Source organism: Pseudoalteromonas sp. S4492 (assembly GCF_005886115.1).
Lineage (GTDB): Bacteria > Pseudomonadota > Gammaproteobacteria > Enterobacterales > Alteromonadaceae > Pseudoalteromonas > Pseudoalteromonas gelatinilytica.
Genome location: NZ_PNCP01000002.1, coordinates 1 through 23,399, shown reverse-complemented (window position 1 = coordinate 23,399; position 23,399 = coordinate 1). Strand labels below are relative to the sequence as shown.

The 23,399-nt window shown below is 43.6% G+C and carries 16 protein-coding genes and 1 tRNA gene; 15 read left to right on the top strand and 2 right to left on the bottom strand.

The genetic code is table 11. The annotated features are described in order from the left end of the window. The first annotated feature begins 208 nt into the window (after window positions 1-208). From deoC to CWC28_RS00290, 3 genes are read left to right on the top strand one after another with little or no spacing between them, the layout of a single operon-like run. Window positions 209-952, top strand: coding sequence for a deoxyribose-phosphate aldolase (gene deoC / locus CWC28_RS00300; RefSeq protein ID WP_063700747.1), 744 nt, complete (start codon window positions 209-211; stop codon window positions 950-952). Next, on the top strand, window positions 942-1,442 hold the full coding sequence (locus CWC28_RS00295) for a hypothetical protein (RefSeq protein WP_058586658.1): 501 nt from the start codon (window positions 942-944) through the stop codon (window positions 1,440-1,442). The genes deoC and CWC28_RS00295 overlap by 11 nt, the downstream gene beginning before the upstream one ends. Before the next feature lie 18 nt (window positions 1,443-1,460). Then, window positions 1,461-2,309 (top strand): SPFH domain-containing protein, encoded by an 849-nt coding sequence (locus CWC28_RS00290; RefSeq protein ID WP_063700745.1) that lies wholly within the window; start codon window positions 1,461-1,463, stop codon window positions 2,307-2,309. A gap of 40 nt (window positions 2,310-2,349) precedes the next feature. On the opposite strand, the gene CWC28_RS00285 is transcribed toward CWC28_RS00290, so the two are convergent. Continuing rightward, window positions 2,350-3,483, bottom strand: coding sequence for a CsgG/HfaB family protein (locus CWC28_RS00285; protein WP_063700743.1), 1,134 nt, complete (start codon window positions 3,481-3,483; stop codon window positions 2,350-2,352). A 125-nt stretch (window positions 3,484-3,608) separates the two neighbouring features. Then, the gene (locus tag CWC28_RS00280; protein ID WP_063700741.1) at window positions 3,609-7,547 is read right to left on the bottom strand and encodes a two-component regulator propeller domain-containing protein; all 3,939 of its coding nucleotides are present in this window, start codon (window positions 7,545-7,547) and stop codon (window positions 3,609-3,611) included. A 163-nt stretch (window positions 7,548-7,710) separates the two neighbouring features. On the opposite strand from CWC28_RS00280, the gene CWC28_RS00275 reads away from it, so the two are divergent. The 12 genes from CWC28_RS00275 (at window position 7,711) to fusA (ending at window position 23,318) form a co-directional block, all read left to right on the top strand. Continuing rightward, window positions 7,711-7,787 (top strand) — tRNA-Trp (locus CWC28_RS00275). Between the two features lie 132 nt (window positions 7,788-7,919). Then, entirely contained in the window at window positions 7,920-8,297 is a 378-nt protein-coding gene (secE, locus tag CWC28_RS00270; RefSeq protein WP_063700739.1) for a preprotein translocase subunit SecE, read from the top strand. A 4-nt stretch (window positions 8,298-8,301) separates the two neighbouring features. Beyond that, complete coding sequence (gene nusG, locus CWC28_RS00265) at window positions 8,302-8,859, top strand: transcription termination/antitermination protein NusG (protein WP_063700737.1); 558 nt, start codon at window positions 8,302-8,304, stop codon at window positions 8,857-8,859. Window positions 8,860-9,073: 214 nt separating this feature from the next. Continuing rightward, window positions 9,074-9,502, top strand: a complete 429-nt coding sequence (rplK, locus tag CWC28_RS00260) for a 50S ribosomal protein L11 (protein ID WP_063700735.1) — start codon at window positions 9,074-9,076, stop codon at window positions 9,500-9,502. A 4-nt stretch (window positions 9,503-9,506) separates the two neighbouring features. Continuing rightward, a complete protein-coding gene (gene rplA, locus CWC28_RS00255; protein ID WP_063700730.1) occupies window positions 9,507-10,211 on the top strand; it encodes a 50S ribosomal protein L1 in 705 nt (234 codons plus the stop codon). A 323-nt stretch (window positions 10,212-10,534) separates the two neighbouring features. Then, entirely contained in the window at window positions 10,535-11,029 is a 495-nt protein-coding gene (gene rplJ, locus CWC28_RS00250; protein WP_063700728.1) for a 50S ribosomal protein L10, read from the top strand. 81 nt (window positions 11,030-11,110) lie between these two features. After that, complete coding sequence (gene rplL / locus CWC28_RS00245) at window positions 11,111-11,473, top strand: 50S ribosomal protein L7/L12 (RefSeq protein WP_063700727.1); 363 nt, start codon at window positions 11,111-11,113, stop codon at window positions 11,471-11,473. Between the two features lie 272 nt (window positions 11,474-11,745). Further along, complete coding sequence (gene rpoB / locus CWC28_RS00240) at window positions 11,746-15,771, top strand: DNA-directed RNA polymerase subunit beta (protein ID WP_063700725.1); 4,026 nt, start codon at window positions 11,746-11,748, stop codon at window positions 15,769-15,771. Between the two features lie 97 nt (window positions 15,772-15,868). Then, window positions 15,869-20,041 carry a DNA-directed RNA polymerase subunit beta' gene (gene rpoC, locus CWC28_RS00235; protein WP_063700723.1) on the top strand — a complete coding sequence of 1,391 codons (4,173 nt, stop codon included), beginning with the start codon at window positions 15,869-15,871 and terminating at the stop codon, window positions 20,039-20,041. Window positions 20,042-20,233: 192 nt separating this feature from the next. Further along, on the top strand, window positions 20,234-20,608 hold the full coding sequence (rpsL, locus tag CWC28_RS00230; protein WP_002958885.1) for a 30S ribosomal protein S12: 375 nt from the start codon (window positions 20,234-20,236) through the stop codon (window positions 20,606-20,608). 97 nt (window positions 20,609-20,705) lie between these two features. Continuing rightward, window positions 20,706-21,176 carry a 30S ribosomal protein S7 gene (gene rpsG / locus CWC28_RS00225; protein WP_054554834.1) on the top strand — a complete coding sequence of 157 codons (471 nt, stop codon included), beginning with the start codon at window positions 20,706-20,708 and terminating at the stop codon, window positions 21,174-21,176. 27 nt (window positions 21,177-21,203) lie between these two features. Further along, window positions 21,204-23,318, top strand: a complete 2,115-nt coding sequence (gene fusA, locus CWC28_RS00220) for an elongation factor G (protein ID WP_063700721.1) — start codon at window positions 21,204-21,206, stop codon at window positions 23,316-23,318. Window positions 23,319-23,399 lie beyond the last annotated feature (81 nt).

The window sequence follows — 23,399 nt, the reverse complement described above, 5'->3', positions numbered from 1 at the left end:
CTAAAAAAAGTAAAAAATAATTAAAACCAAGTTTATATAACTAAAAGTTATACCAGGTGGTTTGTTTTGGCTTAAGACTTAGTTAACAAGGGATTGCGACGAGTTACAAGTAATTAAAGGGCCTTATGGTGATTAGTTATGATTTATAGCCGAATGATAAAAATTTGCTACTATAGGTCACTAATATGGCAACACAAATATAAGAGCTATGACTAAAATGCAAACAAGCGCTGCCCAAGCGGTGGCACTGATGGACTTAACAACTCTGAATGACAGCGACACAACAGAAACCATTAATAACTTGGTTGCTAGTATTGAGCCTAAGTTAGGCATTCCTGCAGCGGTTTGTGTATATAGCCAGTTTGTCAGTGACGCTAAACTGGCACTCGCTGAGCGTGAATTACAGCAAGTCAAAGTGGCTACCGTCACTAACTTTCCTGGTGGGGATGAGCCTTTAGAGGAAGTGCTAAATGAAACCTTGTTTGCCATTGAACGCGGTGCTGATGAAATTGATTTAGTGATCCCCTATAAAGCACTAATCGCCGGTGATGAGCGCAAAGTTTTAGAGTATGTCAAAGCGTCAAAAGAGGCATGTGGCAGCCAAGCGCAACTTAAAGTTATTATCGAAAGTGGCGAATTAAGCGATGATCTCATTGCAACAGCAACTAAGCTGGCAATTGATGGTGGCGCTGATTTTGTTAAAACCAGTACCGGTAAAGTGGCTGTCAATGCAACGCTAGCTGCAACTGACATCATGTTAAATACCATAAAAGCGAGTGGTAAAAAGGTCGGTTTTAAAGCGGCGGGCGGGGTCAGAACAGTTACTGATGCTGCTGAGTATTTAGCCCTCGCGGAATCAATTATGGGTGAAGCGTACTTACAACCCGAGCTATTTCGTTTTGGCGCTTCTGGGTTATTAAAAGATGTGTATGCAACATTAAATGAATCGTGAAAGTGAACAAGAGAAAATAGCGCTCGAGCATGGCGCAGCAAAGCTGTTTTTACGCTGTTACGAAAAGCAGTTTGGCGTAAGCATGCGTAATATTTGGCATAACACGCCGAGTAAACCAGACGTGAGTTGTTATAAAGGTGATGAACGGCTCGATATTGAAGTCGCGCATTTATATGCCAGTGAAACAGAAGCAATGGCGGTGTTAGGTCGGCCTCTGTCTATCTCAATGCAACGCGATCTCGCTGAAATGGCTTTAGCACCGAGTAACGAACGTTTGCACTGTGCTTTGCATCGCTTGCTGGCACAAAAAGCCAAAAAACATTACGAGTCTACGCAGCCTTGGTTATTAATTCGCAATGCCAGTACTATATGGCATCTCGATGATTTTAAGTCAGTACTTACTCACCTTGATGTGCCTAAGCACCATCCATTTCAACAAATTTGGTTGTTATGTGATTTTTATCGTGGTGAGTTATTACAAATTTTATAATGGAATGAGATAACAACAATGAAATTTAAACGTTCAGGGACGCAAACACTTCTATCGAGTGTTTTTCCAAGTTTAGCATTAGCAGGGTTAGTTGCTGTATCGCTCACTGCGTGTACTAACCCAAGTACACCCGCGGGTGAAGAAGGTTACGTATTTGAAAAGCCGCGCGTGTTTGGCGAAGGTGGTTATCAAGGCACTATGATTGGCCCAGCTAACTACGGCATGTCACTGTGGCGCAATCAAGTAATTAATATTGATATGCGCCCGAACACGTATACTGAAACATTTAAGATTTTAGCTAACGATGACTTAAATATTAGTTTTGATTTTCATGCGGTCATTTCAATAGAAAGCGGCTCTGTCAGAGCGGTGGTTGAGCAATACGGTGGTGAAGATTGGTATCCGCGATTTGTTCGTGAAACATTTAGAACTTATGTGCGTGATATTGTTCAGCAATACGATAGCGGCGTGTTAAAAACCAATCGCGAGAAAATAGCTGCAGAAGTAACAGCCCGATTAAAAGCGTATTTAGAACCAACGCCATTTAAGCTCGCCAATGTCGTAGTGGGAAATATTAACTATCCGGCTATCGTTGCTAATGCTGTTGAGAAAAAATTAGCAGCACAACAATTACTGTCTGAAAAAGAAACGCAAAAAGAAATTGCACGAAAAGATGCTGAGATCCGTGTAGAAGAAGCGAAAGGTATTGCACAGGCGCAAAAAATTATTAATGCCACTTTGACGCCAAACTATCTACAACATGAAGCTATTAATGCGCAGTTAAAGATGGCTGAGTCACCTAACCATACAACTGTTTATATTCCTGTTGGTAACAATGGTGTACCACTGGTGAAAGGCACAAACTAAGATTTTCAACAGCCAGTGCTAGCACTGGCTGTTAGTTTGCTTAGTTAAATTTAAACATACTGCCAAAGCTTTCTAAACTTGATTTGTTTGTTTTGGCAATACACCCTGAATCATCAAGAGATTTTTTGGTCGTCTCATCAGCAAGACCTGTCACTTTGAGCTTATTTTCTTGCTGATACTCAGTGAGCGCAAGCACCGTTGCTTCATCGTACTCTACGTCTTCTACTTCATATTCTTCGTAGTGAGGCTGCCTTTTCAAATAACCCAAACAAACCAAGTTCAGTCGTGACATCGCTAAGTCTGTTTTTTCATAGTAAGGCATTCTGTGATTTGGAACGCTAACCGATGCGACTGGGGCTTTAGCAGGAGCGGCAGCTGCGGTTACTTTTAGTGGTGCAGGGGCTGTATGGCCTGCAGCAATGGTGTTGTCGCTATTATAGCGATAATAAGTTGTTGGCACTTTTGATTCTAAAAACTCAACGGCTTTTACGATCACTTCACGCAGTGCTTTTTCTTTTGGCGTGTTTGACCAGCTACTTAAGTTACCACCAACAAGTGCACCACCAAAATTGGTAGCAGCTGATGTAAAGTCAAAATCTTTGCTGCCACCTTCAACGCTGGTAGCGGCGAGAATACGAGAAGTTCGCGTGTCGATTAAGCGTAAATCTATTGCCATGTGGGAACTTGAAAAGCCCGCCGATACAGAGCTAAATACATCGCCGATAAATCCGCCGCTGCCGACACGAGTACCTGAGTTGTCATCATCGAACTCTGTGACTGCGGCAACCACAACAATTTCGGCTCCCTCTATTTCACCATACACAGCACCTGATGCTGCACTCACGCGGCCTGATACAGCAAGGTCTTGTTCTGATAATACAGCATCGAGTGCTTGTCGCTCTAAAACAATAAAGCGATTGGTACTGACTAATGCGGTTGTGAGTTGATCAGCCATCCCTTCACCAATTTCTTTACGCCACCAATGCGAATCATTGGATTTGTCAGTAAAGCGGGCAACAGCGATACGAGCTTTAGGGCCATTGTATTGTTGCTTGGCAACTTCGTTTATATCAGGGCTGTTGTTATTGCTGGTGGTTGTCGAAGTACTCTGGCATGCAGTCAGTGCCGCAGCAAGTAACGTAATCGAAATCGCTTTGTGTGTTTTGGTGAGCATATGACTTTCCTTAACTTATATCTCATGCAGTAAATAACGCCGCACTATGGGCTTTGTTGTTATTGGCGTTTGTATGGATAAGCTATAAAAATCAGTATTTTATTAATAGCACTCAGGCGAAAACTTTATTCACTGATGCGAAATTCGGCATATTTTTGATGTTTTTCTCGATACTGTTTTGGTGATAAGCCAACATAGTTCTTAAAGCTTCGGGCAAAATAGCTTTGCGAGCTAAATCCGGTTTGTTCTGCGATTTGACCAATTGCTAACGCGCTATCGATTAGCTGTTTTTTTGCAAACTCTAAGCGAGTATTGCGCAAATAATCAGAAGGCGTTTGTGAGTACAAGGCTTTCATTTTTAGTTGCAGCGCACGGGGGCTTAAACATAACTCAGAGGCTAGCTGCTCAACCGAGAAGCTTTCATCTTGGTAGTGTGCTTGTACTGTCTGCTTAAGTTTTTCAGTGAAGGAATAATCTTTATTTTGTACTGTTACAGCGGCTGTATCACTATTCAGAGGAGCTGCTAGTTGTGCTGTTAGGTGCTGGTTTAAAATTTGTCTCAGATTAAGCAGTCCTTTTACTCTGCTCATCAGTAAAGTGGGTTCAAAAGGCTTACTTAAGAAGTCATCAGCCAATAAATCCAGCCCTTTTAAGCGACTGTGGGTGTCCGCTTTAGCAGAAAGTAATAATACCGGAATGTGGCTGGTGGCTGGGTTTGCTCGAAGGGCTGCTAACAGTTGATAACCATCCATATTCGGCATCATCACATCGCTGATAATGAGGTCAGGCAGGTCTGTCTGGCAAAGGTCGAGAGCTTGCTGACCATCAGTTGCACACATGCAGTTAAACTCAGTATTAAACAAACAAAGGAGTAGTTCAGCCATTTCCTGATTGTCTTCAACAATCAGCAGTGTTGGTTGTGAGGTATGAACTTGCATAGCGCTATTTGCTTGATTATCAGCACGTTCAATCATAGGTAATGACACAGTAAAGCTGCTACCTTCAGCAAACTTACTGCTTACGCTGATAGAGCCACCGTATTGTTCAACGAGCTGTTTTACTAAGCTTAGGCCGATACCACTACCTGGTTCAGATGATGCTACGCGGGTAAAGCGCTGAAAAACCGACTGCTGATGCTCACTGGCAATACCCACACCGGTATCCGTAATTTTGAACTGTAACGCTTGTTGCACTTCACTAAGGTGAATAGCGACTGTGCCGCCTGCAGGGGTGTACTTAAGTGCATTGCTTATCAGGTTACTAAAAATCGAGTGAGCATGCTCAGGTGCAAGGTTTATCTTAAAGGCTTTAGAAGTGCTGTCAGTAAAGCTAAAGTGCAGCTGTTTTTGCTCAAACAGAGGCCTGAAATCCGCGACCAAATCAGTTAAAAATGGCGTAATAGCATAAGGGCTGACAGTGTAAATTGCCGTGCTTGGGCGTTGACTCAATTGTAAAAGTTGATTGATGAGCTCAAGTAAGCGTTGGCAGTTTCGTTTGATACTCGCTAATTGCGTTTGAGCTTTTGGATCGGCATTGCTTCGCTGCAACTGACTGATCGGAGCAAGTATTAAGCTAAGTGGTGTTTTGAGTTCGTGGCTAATGTTATCTAAAAATTGATCTTTTAATTTGTTTAGCTCAATTTCGGTTTGCTTCTCTTGCTCTGCTAGTTTGCGCTTGTACAAGGCATTTAACACAAGCCAAGTCAGTGCTAAAGCAAACACGAAGTAAATACTGTAGGCTAATTTCGTTTGCCACCAAGGAGGCACAACCGTAAGCGCTAGTAGCTGTGTACTGTCACTCCATTGCCCATATTGATCTTTTGCTTTTAGCAATAACTGGTAGTGACCAGCAGGCAGCTGCGGATAGTTTATTTGTCTAAGGGATGCATCGGTATATAAAAATTGCTCATCAAAGCCAGCCAGCTTGTAGCCATATTGGTAATGTTTTGGAGTCGCGCCGTTTTTTAAGGCGCTAAATTTAAAACCGATAACCCCAGCTGACTTGGCAAACGAGAATGTCTGAGTCGCACTTGCAAGCGTATTGGTTTGTTTATCAAAATGGTTACTTTTAATCGCTCGGTTATTAAGTAATAACTCAGTTAACACTGGAGTAGGGGGAGTGTGCGTTAAGTTTAATTGCTCGGGGTAAAAATGATTGTAGCCATTAATACCACCAAAAAATAATTCGCCATCGTCTGCTTGATAGCTCGCACCCAGTATAAATGATTGATGCTGAATACCGTCTTCTGGTAGAAACTGCTGCATTTGCTGCGTACTGGGGTTATAGCGAGTGAGTCCGCCATTGGTTGCTAACCAAAGCATGCCTTGTTTATCGGCAAGAATGTCAAAAATATTGTCGTTAGCTAAACCTTGCTGTTCAGTAATCTGTTTCACTGTGAGGCTATGCGTGTTGACTTGATTTAAGCCTTGCATGGTGCCAACCCAAATATGATCGCCACTCAGCAACAAAGAGGTGACCATATTATGGCTAAGCCCAGCCTCGTCTGAGCCTTGTTCATCGACTAAAGTAAATTGCTCCGTATCGATATCCAGTTTATTGAGCCCAGCCCGAGTGCCAATCCACAGTGCATGCTCTTCATTATCATAAGCCAAAGTAAATACAGTGTTGTTGGCAAGGCTATTTTGCGTGTCACTGTGCTTATAATGAGTCACTTTGGCAGAGGCTGGTTCAAAGCGGGTTAAGCCCTGGTTACTGCCAAGCCAAAGCGCACCTGTTTTATCGCTGGTAATTGCGTAAACACGGTCACTCGCTAGCTGGTGGCTTTGCATGGTAAAAACTGCAAATTCATCAAGACCATCTTGATACTTTATTAACCCGCCTCCGTAGGTACCTATCCACAACTGCTGGTTAGCGTCTTCATGAAGGGCAAATATATTGTTATTTGGCAGTGCGTTTTTAAAGTGCTGGTAACCCGACGTTGTTTTGTGATTGAGTCCATCACGGGTACCAATCCACACCTCCCCATTGGCTCTTTTAATGATTGAGCGAACAAAGTTATGACTTAACGAATTTGCTTGAGAGGTTTTTAATTGATGAGAGAACTGCTGTTGTTTAGGGTCATAGCGGTGCACACCATAGCCATCGGTACCTAGCCAAATAATACCTTGAGAGTCTTGATTAAGAGATAGAAGGTAGTCGCTGCTTAAGCCGTTGGGGTCTTGCTTGTCGTGGCGGTAATGGCTGTGTTCGCCATGTAAATCAGCCCCCGCAGGGAAAAAGTAGAGTCCTTGCCCATAGCTTGTAAGCCAGAGGTTTTGCTGTTGGTCAATAAGGCTGTCTGTTATCCAAGCACCATTAAACTGTTCGATTTGCTCACTACTTTGCGTAGCTAAATTTAATAGATAAAGACCTTGTTTAGCACCAATGATCAGCTTCTCATTATTTAGTAACTTGAGATGCCAGAGCGGTGCAGAGATCTGAGCATGCTGAGTAAATTGCTCAGTGATTGGGTCAAATGAAATAAGTCCTTTATCCGTGGCAAGCCAAATGAATTGTTTCGTAATGACAATGTCTCGCACCAGTGGTTGTGCTGATTTATAGTGAAAGTGTTTAAAGCGATTATTTGATACATCAAAACGCGTTAACTTACCGTTTTCGTGACCAAGCCACAGAACATCGTCTTTAGCTATCGCCATAGACCAAATTTTATCTTCACTTAGGCTGATGTCATGGTGTGTAGAGAACACCTCAAACTGGCCCGTTTTAGGGTTAAGTCTATTAAGCCCTTTGCTTGCAGTCGAAAACCACAACTGGTTTTTGCTATCTTTAACACAGCCGGTGATCCAGTTCCCTGAAATGCTTTTATCATCGCTGTTAGCTTTGAAACGCTTAAACTCATAACCATCAAAGCGGTTTAAGCCTCCTTGTGTAGCAAACCATAAAAACCCTTGCTGGTCGGTGATACTGCACGTAATAGAATTTTGACTGAGCCCTTGCTGACTACTGAATGTACTCAGATGTAAAGAGCGAGCAGCAGTGCTTAGACTCAACAACAGAAAGAGACTATAAAAGACGAAGTAAATAGGGTTTCTTAACGACTGCACACTGATCCATGTGGGTTTGTTGTTCCTTTAATGGGGTTATAATAAACTGCTTTTTAATCAATGTTAATATTGATTTTTAAACGAACTGATGAGATTTTAACTAATGGGTATCTTTTACTCTTGTGTTAATGAATTGCGTAAGTATAATAGGCATCCACTTTGCAGGGGCGTAGTTCCAATTGGTAGAACAGCGGTCTCCAAAACCGACGGTTGGGAGTTCGAATCTCTCCGCCCCTGCCACTTTTTACACAATGTGTGTTAAGTCTGAAATTAAAAATCGGTTTAAACTAGTCAGTTTTTAAGTTTAGATTTTAATGGATTAACCCTGCCAGAGCGCAGGGTTGTTGTGTCTGTAGTTAAGGTAAAAATATTATGAGCACGAATGTAGAAACACCATCAAGTGCGATGGATTCAGTAAAGTGGATTGTAGCAATTGCGCTACTAGCAGGCGCAGTCGTTGGTAACCACATGTATGCAGACCAATCTGTATTATTACGTGCTATTGGTGTAGTGGTTGCTGTAGCAGCTGGTTTAGGCATTGCCTCACTAACTGAAAAAGGTCGTACTTTCCTTGCGTTTGCAAAAGAGTCTCGCATCGAAGTACGTAAAGTTGTGTGGCCAACTCGCCAAGAAACAACACATACGACATTAATTGTAATGGTTGCAACTGTGATTATGGCACTTATCCTTTGGGGATTAGATGGCATTTTATTCCGCGCAGTAGGCTTTTTAACTGGATTGGAGATCTAATCCCATGTCGGATGAGAAGAACGAAAAGAAACTACGTTGGTACGTAGTACAAGCTTTCTCTGGTTACGAGAAGCGTGTAGCACAAACTATTCTTGAGCACATCAAGATCGAAGGTTTGGAAGATAGTTTTGGTGAAGTATTAGTACCAACTGAAGAAGTGGTTGAGATGCGCGCTGGTCAAAAGCGTAAATCTGAGCGTAAATTCTTCCCAGGTTACGTACTAGTTCAAATGGACATGAACGATGCAAGCTGGCACTTAGTTAATAGCACTGCACGTGTTATGGGCTTCATTGGTGGTACGTCTGATCGTCCAGCGCCAATTAGCCAAAAAGAAGCTGACCGCATCTTAAATCGTTTACAAGAGAACGCTGAAGCACCTAAGCCGGCTACATTATTTGAGCCAGGTGAAGTTGTACGTGTTATCGATGGTCCATTTGCTGACTTCAGCGGTGTTGTTGAAGAAGTGGATTACGAGAAGAGCCGCGTGAAAGTGTCTGTTCTTATCTTCGGTCGTTCAACGCCAGTTGACCTTGAATTTGGTCAAGTTGAACAAGACAAGTAAGTAAAAAATTAAAGCTGCCAAAATTGATTAATATTTTGGCAATACGCTTGAAAAAGGCCGCTGATTAACTTATAATCAGCGGCCTTTTTGTGTTAGGGCAAGTTGCTACTTGTTTTATCACTAAAAAGTGAGAACCAATTTTTAAACTGGGAAGCCGTTAGAGTACGCGTCCTCGCGCGCACAAGGCTATGACCCACCAAATGAGGTATTTATTATGGCTAAAAAAGTTGAAGCTATTATCAAGCTACAAGTTGCCGCTGGTATGGCTAACCCTAGTCCTCCAGTAGGTCCAGCACTAGGTCAACACGGTGTAAACATCATGGAATTCTGTAAAGCGTTCAACGCACGTACAGAATCTATCGAAAAAGGCGCTCCAGTTCCTGTAGTGATCTCTGTTTACGGTGACCGTTCTTTCACGTTCGAAATGAAAACTCCACCGGCTGCTTACTTACTTAAGAAAGCTGCAGGCATCAAATCAGGTTCTGGCCGTCCTAACACTGAAAAAGTGGGTACAGTTACACGTGCTCAACTTGAAGAAATCGTTGAGACAAAACGACCTGACCTTACAGCAGCTGATATGGAAGCTGCAGTTCGCACTATCGCAGGTTCTGCGCGTGCGATGGGCTTGAACGTAGAGGACTAAGATAATGGCAAAATTAACTAAACGTATGCGTACAATCCGCGAAAAAGTGGATGCGACTAAAGATTACGAAATCAACGAAGCAGTTGCTCTTTTAAAAGAGTTAGCGACAGCTAAATTCGTAGAAAGTGTTGACGTTGCTGTTAACCTTGGTATCGATGCTCGTAAATCTGACCAAAACGTTCGTGGTGCAACTGTACTACCTAACGGTACTGGTCGTGAAGTTCGTGTTGCTGTATTCACACAAGGCGCTAACGCAGAAGCTGCGAAAGAAGCTGGTGCTGAATTAGTGGGCATGGAAGATCTTGCTGAACTAGTTAAGAAAGGCGAGATGAACTTTGACGTTGTTGTTGCATCTCCAGACGCTATGCGTGTTGTTGGTCAACTAGGTCAAATCTTAGGTCCACGTGGTCTAATGCCAAACCCTAAAACTGGTACTGTAACACCTAACGTTGCAGAAGCAGTTAAAAACGCGAAAGCAGGTCAAGTTCGTTACCGTAACGACAAGAACGGTATCATCCATACTACTATCGGTAAGGTTGATTTCACTGCTGAGCAACTTCAACAAAACCTTGAAGCTCTTATTGTTGCGCTTAAGAAGGCTAAACCTTCACAAGCTAAAGGTACTTTCGTGAAGAAAGTAACTATCTCTACAACAATGGGCGCAGGTGTTGCTGTTGACCAAAACTCTTTAAGCACTAACGTAGCTTAATTAAGAGTTTACATGGCGTGAAATTTGAACTATAATTTTGCGCCATTTTGTTGAGAAAGTTAATTTCAAAACAAGTAAAGAATTCGGGTTGAAGCCCATAATTTCGTAATGCCTTCGGGTAAAAACGATAAATTGGGCTTCCGTCCAAGACCGTAGGTGGTTTCGGCCTTAATAAGTTTTTTACCTACGTAGACGGTGTGAATCCCCAGATAGATTTTTCCTAATCTTCTGGCTCTCGCCGTAAAAAGCATCTCCATCATTGATGGGGAAGAGTAGAACCGGGAAGCCAATATCGGCAACCCATTAAACCAGGAGTAACACCCATGGCTTTAAATCTTCAAGGCAAAAAAGCAATTGTTGCTGAAGTCAACGAAGCAGCCACTGGTGCTCTTTCTGCAGTTGTTGCAGATTCTCGTGGTGTAACAGTTGGTGCTATCACTGCCCTTCGTAAAGAAGCTCGTGAAGCTGGTGTATGGATGAAAGTTGTTCGTAACACTCTAGCTAAACGTGCTGTTGAAGGTACAGATTTTGAGTGCCTATCTGATTCATTTGTTGGTCCAAGCTTAATCGCTTTCTCTTCAGAGCACCCAGGTGCTGCTGCGCGTATTTTTAAAGAATTCGCGAAGAAGAACGAGAAATTCGAAGTTAAGACGGCTGCATTTGAAGGTAACGTAGTAGACGCAGCTATGCTAGCAACTCTACCTACTTACGACGAAGCTGTTGCACGCTTAATGAGCGCTATGAAAGAAGCGTCTGCAGGTAAATTGTGTAAAACAATTGAAGCAGTACGTGTACAGAAAGAAGAGCAAGCTGCTTAAATTTAAGCTGTTTTTTTGTTCACTTTCGGTGTAATATTTTTTTTGGACTAAAATTAGTCCGTAATAATTAGGAAATTTGTAATGTCTGTAACTAAAGACCAAATCCTTGATGCTATTGCTGAAATGTCAGTAATGGACGTTGTTGCTCTAGTTGAAGCAATGGAAGAAAAATTCGGCGTAACTGCAGCTGCTGCTGTTGTTGCTGGTCCAGCTGCTGAAGCTGCTGAAGAGAAGACTGAGTTCGACGTAATCCTTGCTGGCGCTGGCGCTAACAAGGTTGCAGCTATCAAAGCTGTACGTGGCGCAACTGGTCTTGGCCTTAAAGAAGCTAAAGCACTTGTTGAATCAGCTCCTGCACCTATCAAAGAAGGTGTATCTAAAGAAGAAGCTGAAGCACTTAAGAAAGAGCTTGAAGAAGCTGGTGCTCAAGTTGAGATCAAGTAATCTAGCTTATGCTAGGTTCGCTGCCTGAGAAATCAGGCAAGGGCTGGTGATTATTTAATCACCGGCCTTTTTGCGCTATAGAGCGATGCATTCCTGTAGCGCAAATAAAATCTAATTTTCTCTTTACTTTCAAGTTGTTATCGAAATCGGTATTGAAAGTGGCAGAGCAAAATAGAACAACAATTTAATGTTGTACATCTTGGCATAGATGCCAGTTAAGTCTGTTCTTACTAGAACAGGTCGGGTCAAAGATCAGCAAGCTGAGGAACCCCATGGCTTACTCTTATTCTGAAAAGAAACGTATCCGTAAGGATTTTGGTAAACGTCCACAAGTTTTGGATATACCTTTCTTACTGTCAACGCAGTTAGAATCGTTTAAAAAATTCTTAGTCCCTGACGCTGATGGCGATCACGGTTTGGAAGCTGCTTTCCGTTCTGTGTTTCCGATCAAAAGCTACTCGGGAAATTCTGAGCTTCAATACGTAAGTTATCGTATTGGTGAGCCAGTATTCGATGTAAAAGAATGTCAAATTCGCGGTGTGACTTATTCTGCTCCACTTCGCGTAAAATTGCGTCTTGTGGTGATGGATAAAGAAGCACCAGGCACAGTTAAAGACATTAAAGAGCAAGAAGTTTACATGGGCGAAATTCCGCTCATGACTGATACCGGTACCTTTGTAATCAATGGTACAGAGCGTGTTATCGTTTCTCAGCTACACCGTAGCCCTGGTGTATTCTTTGATAACGACCGCGGTAAAACTCACTCGTCAGGTAAAGTACTTTATAACGCGCGTGTAATTCCTTACCGTGGTTCATGGTTAGACTTCGAGTTTGATGCAAAAGATAACCTATATGTACGTATTGACCGTCGTCGTAAATTACCGGCGTCTATCATCTTACGTGCACTAGAGTTCTCTACAGAAGAAATCCTAGATATCTTCTTCGATACTACTGCGTTTGAAGTAACTGACGGTAAAGTTCTTATGGAACTTGTACCTTCACGTTTACGTGGTGAAACTGCCGCTTTTGATATCAAGAGCGATGACGGTGAAGTCCTTGTTGAAGCGGGTCGTCGTATTACTGCGCGTCACATCAAGAACATCGAGAAAAAAGGTATTAACCAATTAGAAGTACCACATGAGTACATCATTGGTCGTGTTGTAGCTAGAAACTACGTTGACGAGTCAACGGGTGAGATCATCGCAAACGCGAATGATGAGCTATCACTTGAGCTAATGGCTGAATTGGTTAAAGCAGGTCACACTAAGATTGATACATTATATATCAACGAAGTGGACAGCGGCGCCTACATGTCAGATACATTACGTATCGACACAACAAGCAACCGTTTAGAAGCATTAGTAGAAATTTATCGCATGATGCGCCCAGGCGAGCCACCGACGAAAGACGCGGCTGAAGCCTTATTTGATAACTTGTTCTTCTCTGATGAGCGTTACGATTTATCAACAGTTGGTCGTATGAAGTTCAATAGCCGTGTAGGTTATGACTCAGATACAGGCCCAGGCACATTATCGAAAGAAGACATCGTAGCTGTTATGAAAGTGCTTATCGCTATTCGTAACGGTGTTGGCGATGTTGATGATATCGACCACTTAGGCAACCGTCGTATCCGTAGTGTTGGCGAAATGGCTGAGAACCAATTCCGCGTTGGTCTAGTACGTGTAGAACGTGCTGTACGTGAGCGTTTAAGCTTAGGTGACCTTGACGCTGTAATGCCACAAGATCTTATTAACGCTAAGCCTATTTCGGCAGCGGTTAAAGAGTTCTTCGGTTCATCTCAGTTATCACAGTTCATGGACCAAAATAACCCGCTTTCAGAAGTAACGCACAAGCGTCGTATTTCTGCATTAGGTCCGGGTGGTTTAACACGTGAACGCGCTGGCTTCGAGGTTCGAGACGTTCACGTAACTCACTATGGTCGTGTATGTCCAATCGAAACGCCTGAGGGTCCAAACATCGGTCTAATTAACTCATTGTCTACGTACGCACGTACAAACGACTATGGTTTCTTAGAAACACCTTACCGCAAAGTGGTAAACGGTGTAGTAACTGATGAAGTAGATTACCTATCAGCTATTGAAGAAGGTCAGTTCGTAATCGCACAGGCGAACACGAACCTAGACGAAAACAATGAGTTTGTTGATGAACTAATTCCATGTCGTCACAAAGGTGAATCAACCTTTATGGGCAAAATGGACCAACAATATATGGACGTATCACCACAGCAGGTGATCTCTGTAGCGGCAGCACTTATCCCGTTCCTAGAACACGATGATGCTAACCGTGCATTGATGGGTTCAAACATGCAACGTCAAGCAGTACCAACACTAATCGCGGATAAACCGCTTGTAGGTACAGGTATCGAGCTTACACTAGCAAAAGATTCTGGTGTAACTATCGTTGCTAAGCGTGGCGGTGAAGTAATGTATGCCGATGCGAGCCGCATCGTTGTTAATGTAAATGAAGAAGAGCGCATCCCTGGTGAAGCGGGCATCGATATTTACAACTTAACTAAATACACACGCTCAAACCAAAATACATGTATTAACCAAAAACCAACTTGTATGGTTGGTGAGCCGGTAACACGTGGTGACGTATTAGCAGATGGTCCTTCGACTGACCTTGGTGACTTAGCACTTGGTCAAAACCTTCGCGTGGCATTCATGCCATGGAACGGTTATAACTTCGAGGATTCAATCCTATTATCAGAGCGCGTAGTTCAAGAAGATCGTCTAACGACTATCCACATTCAAGAACTACAATGTATCGCACGTGATACTAAATTAGGTCCAGAAGAGATCACAGCAGATATCCCTAACGTTGGTGAATCTGCACTAGGCAAGCTTGATGAATCAGGCGTTGTATATATCGGTGCTGAAGTTAAAGGCGGCGATATCCTAGTAGGTAAAGTGACTCCGAAAGGCGAAACGCAATTAACACCTGAAGAAAAGCTACTACGTGCTATCTTCGGTGAGAAAGCGTCAGACGTTAAAGACAGCTCTTTACGTGTACCAAACTCTGTAACTGGTACTGTAATCGACGTACAAGTTTTCACCCGTGACGGTGTTGAAAAAGATAAGCGTGCGTTAGAAGTTGAAGACATGCAGCTTCGCGAAGCGAAGAAAGACTTCAACGAAGAGTTCCGTATCTTAGAAGCAGGCGTATTAGAGCGTGCTCGTAAGTTACTTGTTGACGCTGGTCTGAACGCTGACTCAGTTGCAGCATTAAATGCTGACAAGCTACTTACTCAAAGCCTTGCTGAAGAAGACAAGCAAGCTGAGCTTGAGCAACTAGCAGCTCAGTACGATGAGCTTAAAGCTGAATACGATAAGAAGTTTGAAAACAAACGTCGTAAGATCACTCAAGGTGATGACTTAGCACCAGGCGTACTTAAGATTGTTAAAGTATACCTAGCTGTTAAACGTCGTATCCAACCGGGTGATAAGATGGCGGGTCGTCACGGTAACAAAGGTGTTATCTCGACTATCGTACCAGTAGAAGATATGCCATACGATGACAAAGGTCGTACGGTAGACATCGTTCTGAACCCGCTAGGTGTACCATCACGTATGAACATCGGTCAGATCCTAGAAACTCACATGGGTCTTGCTGCACGTGGTGTGGGTGAGCGCTTAGAAGAAATGATGAAAGAGCAGCGTGAACTGCACGAAATCCGTAGCTTCGTTAAGAAAGTTTACGAATTAGGTGATTGTCGTCAGAAAGTCGATATCGACTCATTCTCTGATGATGAAGTTCGTCGCTTAGCTGAAAACTTGAAAGGTGGTTTACCGATCGCAACTCCTGCCTTTGATGGTGCTCGTGAAAGCGAAATCAAAGACTTACTAGAGCTTGGTGGTTATCCAAGAAGCGGTCAAGTTACACTTTATGATGGCCGTACTGGCGATCAGTTTGAACGTCAAGTAACTGTTGGTTACATGTACATGCTGAAACTTAACCACTTGGTTGATGACAAGATGCACGCACGTTCAACTGGTTCTTACAGCCTTGTTACTCAGCAGCCGCTGGGTGGTAAAGCTCAGTTCGGTGGCCAGCGTTTCGGTGAGATGGAGGTGTGGGCACTAGAAGCTTACGGTGCTGCATATACTCTACAAGAAATGCTAACAGTGAAATCGGATGACGTGAACGGTCGTACTAAGATGTATAAGAACATCGTAGATGGTAACCATAAGATGGAACCAGGTATGCCAGAATCGTTCAACGTATTGTTGAAAGAAATCCGCTCACTGGGTATCAACATCGAGTTGGAAGAAAATTAAGCCATTTAGGTGCGGCGTAAGCCGCACCTGTTAGGCCGAATAGAATGTAGGGGCGATTGGTTCGCCCTCAAGATTAACCTCCGACAGGAGAGCTAAGGTGAAAGACTTACTTAAGTTTCTGAAGCAACAAAATAAGACCGAAGAATTCGATGCAATTCGCATTGGTCTTGCTTCGCCAGATATGGTTCGTTCATGGTCATACGGTGAAGTAAAGAAACCTGAGACAATCAACTACCGTACTTTCAAGCCTGAGCGCGACGGCTTATTCTGTGCCCGTATCTTCGGCCCAGTGAAAGATTATGAGTGTTTATGTGGTAAATATAAGCGCCTTAAGCACCGTGGTGTTATTTGTGAAAAGTGTGGCGTTGAAGTAACGCTTACTAAAGTGCGTCGTGACCGTATGGGTCACATTGAGCTTGCGAGCCCAGTTGCGCACATTTGGTTCTTAAAATCATTACCGTCACGTATCGGCTTAATGCTAGACATGACACTTCGTGACATCGAGCGCGTACTTTACTTCGAATCATTCGTTGTAACTGAGCCTGGTATGACAACGCTTGAGCGTGGTCAACTTTTAGGTGAAGAAGAGTACCTAGATGCACTAGAAGAGCACGGTGATGAGTTTGAAGCGAAGATGGGTGCGGAAGCAGTTTTAGACTTGCTTCGTGAACTTGATCTTGGCCAATTAATTGCTGAAATGCGTGAAGAGTTACCAACAATTAACTCTGAAACTAAGCGTAAGAAGATCACTAAACGTCTTAAATTAATGGAGTCTTTCCACCAATCAGGTAACAACCCTGAGTGGATGATCATGACAGTACTTCCAGTACTTCCACCTGATCTACGTCCATTAGTACCGCTAGACGGTGGTCGTTTTGCGACTTCTGATCTGAATGACCTATACCGTCGTGTTATTAACCGTAATAACCGTCTTAAGCGTCTATTAGATCTAGCAGCACCAGACATTATCGTACGCAACGAAAAACGTATGTTACAAGAAGCGGTAGATGCGCTACTTGATAACGGTCGTCGCGGTCGTGCGATCACAGGTTCTAACAAACGTCCTCTTAAATCGCTTGCTGATATGATCAAAGGTAAGCAAGGTCGTTTCCGTCAGAACTTACTTGGTAAACGTGTAGATTACTCAGGCCGTTCTGTAATCACAGTAGGTCCTACGCTTAAACTACACCAGTGTGGTCTTCCTAAGAAGATGGCACTTGAGCTATTCAAACCATTTATCTACGGCAAACTAGAGCGTCGCGGCATGGCTACGACTATCAAAGCTGCGAAGAAGATGGTTGAGCGTGAAGTAGCAGAAGTATGGGATGTATTAGACGAAGTAATTCGTGAACATCCAGTATTACTTAACCGTGCACCAACACTTCACCGTTTGGGTATCCAAGCGTTCGAGCCTGTGCTTATCGAAGGTAAAGCGATCCATTTACACCCATTAGTTTGTGCGGCGTACAACGCTGACTTCGATGGTGACCAAATGGCGGTACACGTACCGTTAACGCTTGAAGCACAGTTAGAAGCACGTGCTCTAATGATGTCTACTAACAACATCCTATCTCCAGCGAATGGTGAGCCAATCATCGTTCCTTCACAGGACGTTGTATTAGGTCTTTACTACATGACTCGTGATCGCATCAATGCGAAAGGCGAAGGTATTGTATTTAAAGATCCTAAAGAAGCTGAAAAAGCATACCGCAGCGGTAACGCTGAGTTACATGCACGCGTAAAAGTACGTATCAGCGAGACAATCAGCAATGAAGATGGTGAAACGGTTGAGCAAGTATCTATTGTTGAAACAACAGTAGGTCGTGCGATTCTTTCACTAATCCTACCTAAAGGCATGCCGTTTGAGTTAATCAACCAAGCCCTAGGTAAGAAACAAATTTCTGGCTTATTAAACGAGTGTTACCGTCGTCTAGGTCTTAAAGATACCGTTATCTTTGCTGACCAAGTAATGTACACCGGTTTCCACTACGCAATGAAGTCAGGTGTTTCAATCGGTATCGATGACCTAGTTATCCCACCGGTTAAAGCAGAGATCATTGAATCAGCGGAAGCTGAAGTAACTGAAATCAACCAACAATTCCAATCAGGTCTTGTAACGGCTGGTGAAAAGTACAACAAAGTTATCGATATCTGGTCACGTGTAAATGAAAACTTATCACGTGAGATGATGGCGAACTTATCAAAAGACACTGTAATCAACGCGAAAGGCGAAGAAGAAGAGCAATCTTCATTCAACTCAGTGTTTATGATGGCAGACTCAGGTGCACGTGGTAGCGCCGCTCAGATCCGTCAGTTAGCGGGTATGCGTGGTCTAATGGCACGTCCAGATGGTTCAATCATCGAGACACCAATCACGGCGAACTTCCGTGAAGGTCTAAACGTACTACAGTACTTCATCTCGACGCACGGTGCGCGTAAAGGTCTTGCCGATACAGCACTTAAAACAGCAAACTCGGGTTACTTAACGCGTCGTCTAGTAGACGTTGCACAAGACTTAGTAATCAATGAAGACGATTGTGGCACAGAAGATGGCTTAACAATGAAACCGCTTATCGAAGGTGGTGACGTTGTAGAAGCACTTCGTGAACGTGTTCTTGGTCGTGTTGTTGCTGAAGATGTATTAATCCCTGGTACAAACGAAGTACTTGTTGAGCGTAACATCATGCTTGACGAAAAACTGTGTGACCTTTTAGAAGAGCACTCAGTGGATGAAGTACGCGTTCGTTCAGTAATCACTTGTGATAATGACTTTGGTGTATGTGCTAAGTGTTACGGTCGTGACCTTGCGCGTGGCCACATCATCAACCCAGGTGAATCAGTAGGTGTTATCGCGGCACAATCAATCGGTGAGCCGGGTACACAGCTTACGATGCGTACCTTCCACATCGGTGGTGCGGCGTCTCGAGCGTCTGCTGAAAACAGTGTACAAGTTAAAACTAACGGTACATTGAAGTTACACAATGCGAAGTACGTATTAAACACAGACGGTAAGATTGTTATCACGTCTCGTTCAACAGAGATCACTATCATTGATAGCTTTGGTCGTGAGAAAGAGCGTTATAAAGTTCCTTACGGTGCGGTGTTAACTGTACAAGATAATGCAGAAGTTCAAGGTAACGATATCGTTGCAACTTGGGATCCGCATAGTCACCCAATCGTTCTTGAGCACAAGTCAAAAATCTCGTTCAGCGACATTGATGACTCAAATACCGAAGCACAAACAGACGAGTTAACTGGTTTAACACGTGTGGTTGTTAAAGACTTAGGTAAAGCGAATGCGAAAGAACCTAAACTAATCATCGAAAGCGATGAGCGTGGTCTGCAAGAAACACGTCTACCTTCATTCACAACGATTGAAGTAACAGACGGCGCAACTGCAAACCCAGGTGACGTACTTGCACGTATTCCGCAAGAAGGTTCGAAAACTCGTGATATCACGGGTGGTCTACCTCGCGTAGCTGACTTATTCGAAGCACGTAAGCCGAAAGATCCTGCAATCCTTGCAGAAATCACAGGTACTATCAGCTTCGGTAAAGAAACAAAAGGTAAGAAGCGTCTTGTAATCACTCCAGCTGAGGGTGACGCATACGAAGAGATGATCCCTAAATGGCGTCAACTTAACGTGTTCGAAGGTGAGCAAGTGTCTAAAGGTGAGGTTATCGCCGATGGTCCAGAATCACCACATGACATCTTACGCCTACGTGGTGTAACTCATGTAGCTAACTACATCGTTAACGAAGTGCAAGAGGTTTACCGCTTGCAAGGCGTTAAGATCAATGACAAGCACATTGAGACAATCATTCGTCAGATGCTACGTAAATGTATCATCCTTGACGGCGGTGACACTGAGTTCTTAGCCGGTGAACAAGTTGAAGTGGCACGCGTTAATATCGCGAACCGTGAACTTGAGAAACAAGGCAAGATCCCAGCGAAGTTTGAAATCCAATTAATGGGTATCACTAAAGCGTCACTTGCAACAGAATCTTTCATTTCTGCAGCATCGTTCCAGGAAACTACACGTGTCCTAACTGAAGCAGCTGTAAATGGTAAGAGCGATGAGCTTCGTGGTCTGAAAGAGAACGTAATCGTGGGTCGTCTGATCCCAGCTGGTACAGGCTTTGCGTATCACCAAGACCGTTTGAACCGTCGCAAGCAAGGTGAAATCGTTGAAGAGCAAACAGTAAGCGCTGAAGAGGCAACTCAAGCACTAACTGACGCACTTAACGCAGATATCTCTGGAAACCAATAATCTCAGCTTAATCAATAGATTAAGAAATCGTGAGGCAGTAATCTGCTGCCTTACGATGAGTTAAGGTTGACAGGTTAAACTTTGCTCATTAAAATTCCGCCACCCATTTGCCTGCACGTTTTGTAACGAGCATGTAAACAGGGCGGATTTTTTTATTTTTCAGTAGTAATTTTAATTTCAGGAGCTATTTAAATGGCAACTATTAACCAGCTAGTGCGTAAGCCACGTCGTAGCAAGGTTACTAAAAGTAACTCAGCTGCACTTAAAGCGTGTCCGCAAAAGCGTGGTGTATGTACTCGTGTATATACAACTACACCTAAGAAACCAAACTCTGCATTACGTAAAGTAGCGCGTGTTCGTTTAACGAACGGTTTCGAAGTAACATCTTACATTGGTGGTGAAGGCCACAACCTACAAGAGCACAGTGTAATCCTAATCCGTGGTGGTCGTGTTAAAGACTTACCAGGTGTGCGTTTCCACACTGTACGTGGTGCACTTGACTGTGCAGGCGTTAGCGACCGTCGTCAAGCTCGTTCTAAATACGGTGCTAAACGCCCTAAGGGCTAATGGTTCTCCGTTAGTAAGGCCAAGCACTAAATTTTTAAATTAATTGTTTTGGGTGTTGACTCTAAAAGAGCAAACCTGAAGATACCGGAGATACAAAATGCCTAGAAGACGCGTAATAGGTCAACGTAAAATTCTTCCAGATCCTAAGTTCGGATCGGAACTTCTTGCTAAATTCGTTAACGTAGTAATGTTAGACGGCAAGAAATCTACTGCTGAAAAAATCGTTTATGGTGCGTTAGACGTGGCTGCTGAGAAATCAGGCAAGTCGCACCTTGAAATCTTTGAAGCTGCACTTGAAAACGTTCGCCCACAGGTAGAGGTTAAATCTCGCCGTGTTGGTGGTTCAACGTACCAAGTACCAGTTGAAGTACGTCCAGTACGTCGCAACGCATTAGGTATGCGTTGGTTAGTTGACGCTGCACGTAAGCGTGGCGAAAAATCTATGGGCTTACGTTTAGCTCAAGAAATCGTTGACGCTGCTGACAACAAAGGCACTGCGGTTAAGAAACGTGAAGACGTTCACCGTATGGCTGAAGCGAATAAAGCATTCGCTCATTACCGTTGGTAATCTGCCCTTAACCTTTAAGAGGATCATATGGCACGTACAACTCCACTTGAGCGCTATCGCAATATCGGTATTTGCGCTCACGTAGATGCAGGTAAAACCACCACAACAGAACGTGTTCTGTTCTACACGGGTCTTTCTCATAAGATCGGTGAAGTTCATGATGGTGCTGCAACTATGGATTGGATGGAGCAGGAACAAGAGCGTGGTATCACAATCACTTCTGCTGCAACAACGTGTTTCTGGAAAGGGATGGACGCTCAATTTGACGACCACCGTATCAATATTATTGATACTCCAGGACACGTAGATTTCACTATCGAAGTAGAGCGTTCTTTACGCGTACTAGATGGTGCGGTAGTTGTTCTTTGTGCTTCATCTGGTGTACAGCCGCAAACTGAGACAGTTTGGCGTCAAGCGAACAAATACGAAGTTCCTCGCATGATCTTCGTAAACAAAATGGATCGCACTGGCGCTGACTTCTTAACTGTGGTTAGCCAGGTGAAATCTCGTCTTGGAGCAACTCCTGTTCCAATTCAGCTACCAATTGGTGCTGAAGACGACTTTAAAGGTGTTATTGACCTTATTAAGATGAAAGCCATTAACTGGAATGCTGAAGATCAAGGCATGACTTTCTCTTATGAGGCAATTCCGGCTGAGCTTCTGGAGCTTGCAGAAGAATGGCGTTCTCACATGGTTGAGAGCGCTGCTGAAGCATCAGAAGAGCTAATGGATAAATATCTAGAAGGTGAAGACCTGACTGAAGCTGAAATTAAAGCAGCTTTACGTCAGCGTACATTAGCAAACGAAATTGTTCCAATGACGTGTGGTAGTGCATTTAAAAATAAGGGTGTTCAAGCTGTGCTTGATGCTGTTATCGAATATATGCCTGCACCAACACAAGTGAAACAAATCCAAGGTATCGTTGAAGATGGTACTGAGGAAGAGCGTCCTGCTGATGACAACGCACCGTTTGCCGCGCTTGCTTTTAAGATTGCGACAGACCCGTTCGTTGGCACCTTGACCTTCTTCCGTGTTTACTCTGGTACTGTTAAACAGGGTGACGCGGTATACAACCCAGTTAAAAGTAAGCGTGAGCGACTTGGTCGTATCGTTCAGATGCATTCAAACTCACGTGAAGAGATCAAAGTAGTCTACGCAGGCGACATCGCAGCGGCTATTGGTCTTAAAGACGTAACAACAGGTGAGACACTGTGTGATCCGAACTCAATCATTACGCTTGAGCGTATGGAGTTCCCAGAGCCAGTTATCTCTGTTGCGGTTGAGCCTCGCACAATCGCTGACCAAGATAAGATGGGTATCGCGTTAGGTAAACTAGCGGCAGAAGATCCGTCTTTCAGAGTACAAACTGACGAAGAATCAGGCCAGACTATTATTTCTGGTATGGGTGAACTTCACCTTGATATCATTGTCGACCGTATGAAGCGTGAATTCAGTGTTGAATGTAACGTTGGTAAGCCGCAGGTAGCATACCGTGAAGCTATCCGTTCAGCTGTTGAAGTTGAAGGGAAGTTCGTACGTCAATCAGGTGGTCGTGGTCAATATGGTCACGTCTGGCTTAAACTTGAACCGATGGATATTTCGGAAAATGATGCGCCAATTTACGAGTTCGTTAACGAAGTTGTTGGTGGTGCGGTTCCGAAAGAATACATCCCTGCGGTAGATAAAGGCATCCAAGAGCAAATGGCTCAAGGTGTGCTGGCAGGCTACCCATTACTTGGCGTTAAAGCGACTCTATTTGATGGTTCATTCCATGATGTAGACTCGAATGAGATGGCATTTAAAATTGCAGGTTCAATGGCAATGAAGAAAGGTGCGCTTGAAGCAAACCCAGCTCTTCTTGAGCCAGTAATGAAGGTTGAAGTTATCACTCCTGAAGAAAACATGGGTGATGTAGTTGGTGACTTAAACCGTCGCCGCGGCATGATCGAAGGCATGGAAGAAGCATTCGGTGGTCTTAAGCAAATTAATGCGCAAGTACCACTTTCTGAAATGTTTGGTTATGCAACTGATCTGCGATCTGCAACACAAGGCCGTGCATCTTACTCTATGGAGTTTTTGAAGTATGCAGAAGCCGCTAAGAATGTTGCAGATGCAATAATTGCAGCTCGCGCTGTTATATGATTTAGCTTGTCTGGCCCAATAGTGGGTCAGGCGTTAATTTCTTTATAGGAATTTTTTAAGATGGCAAAAGAAAAGTTTGAA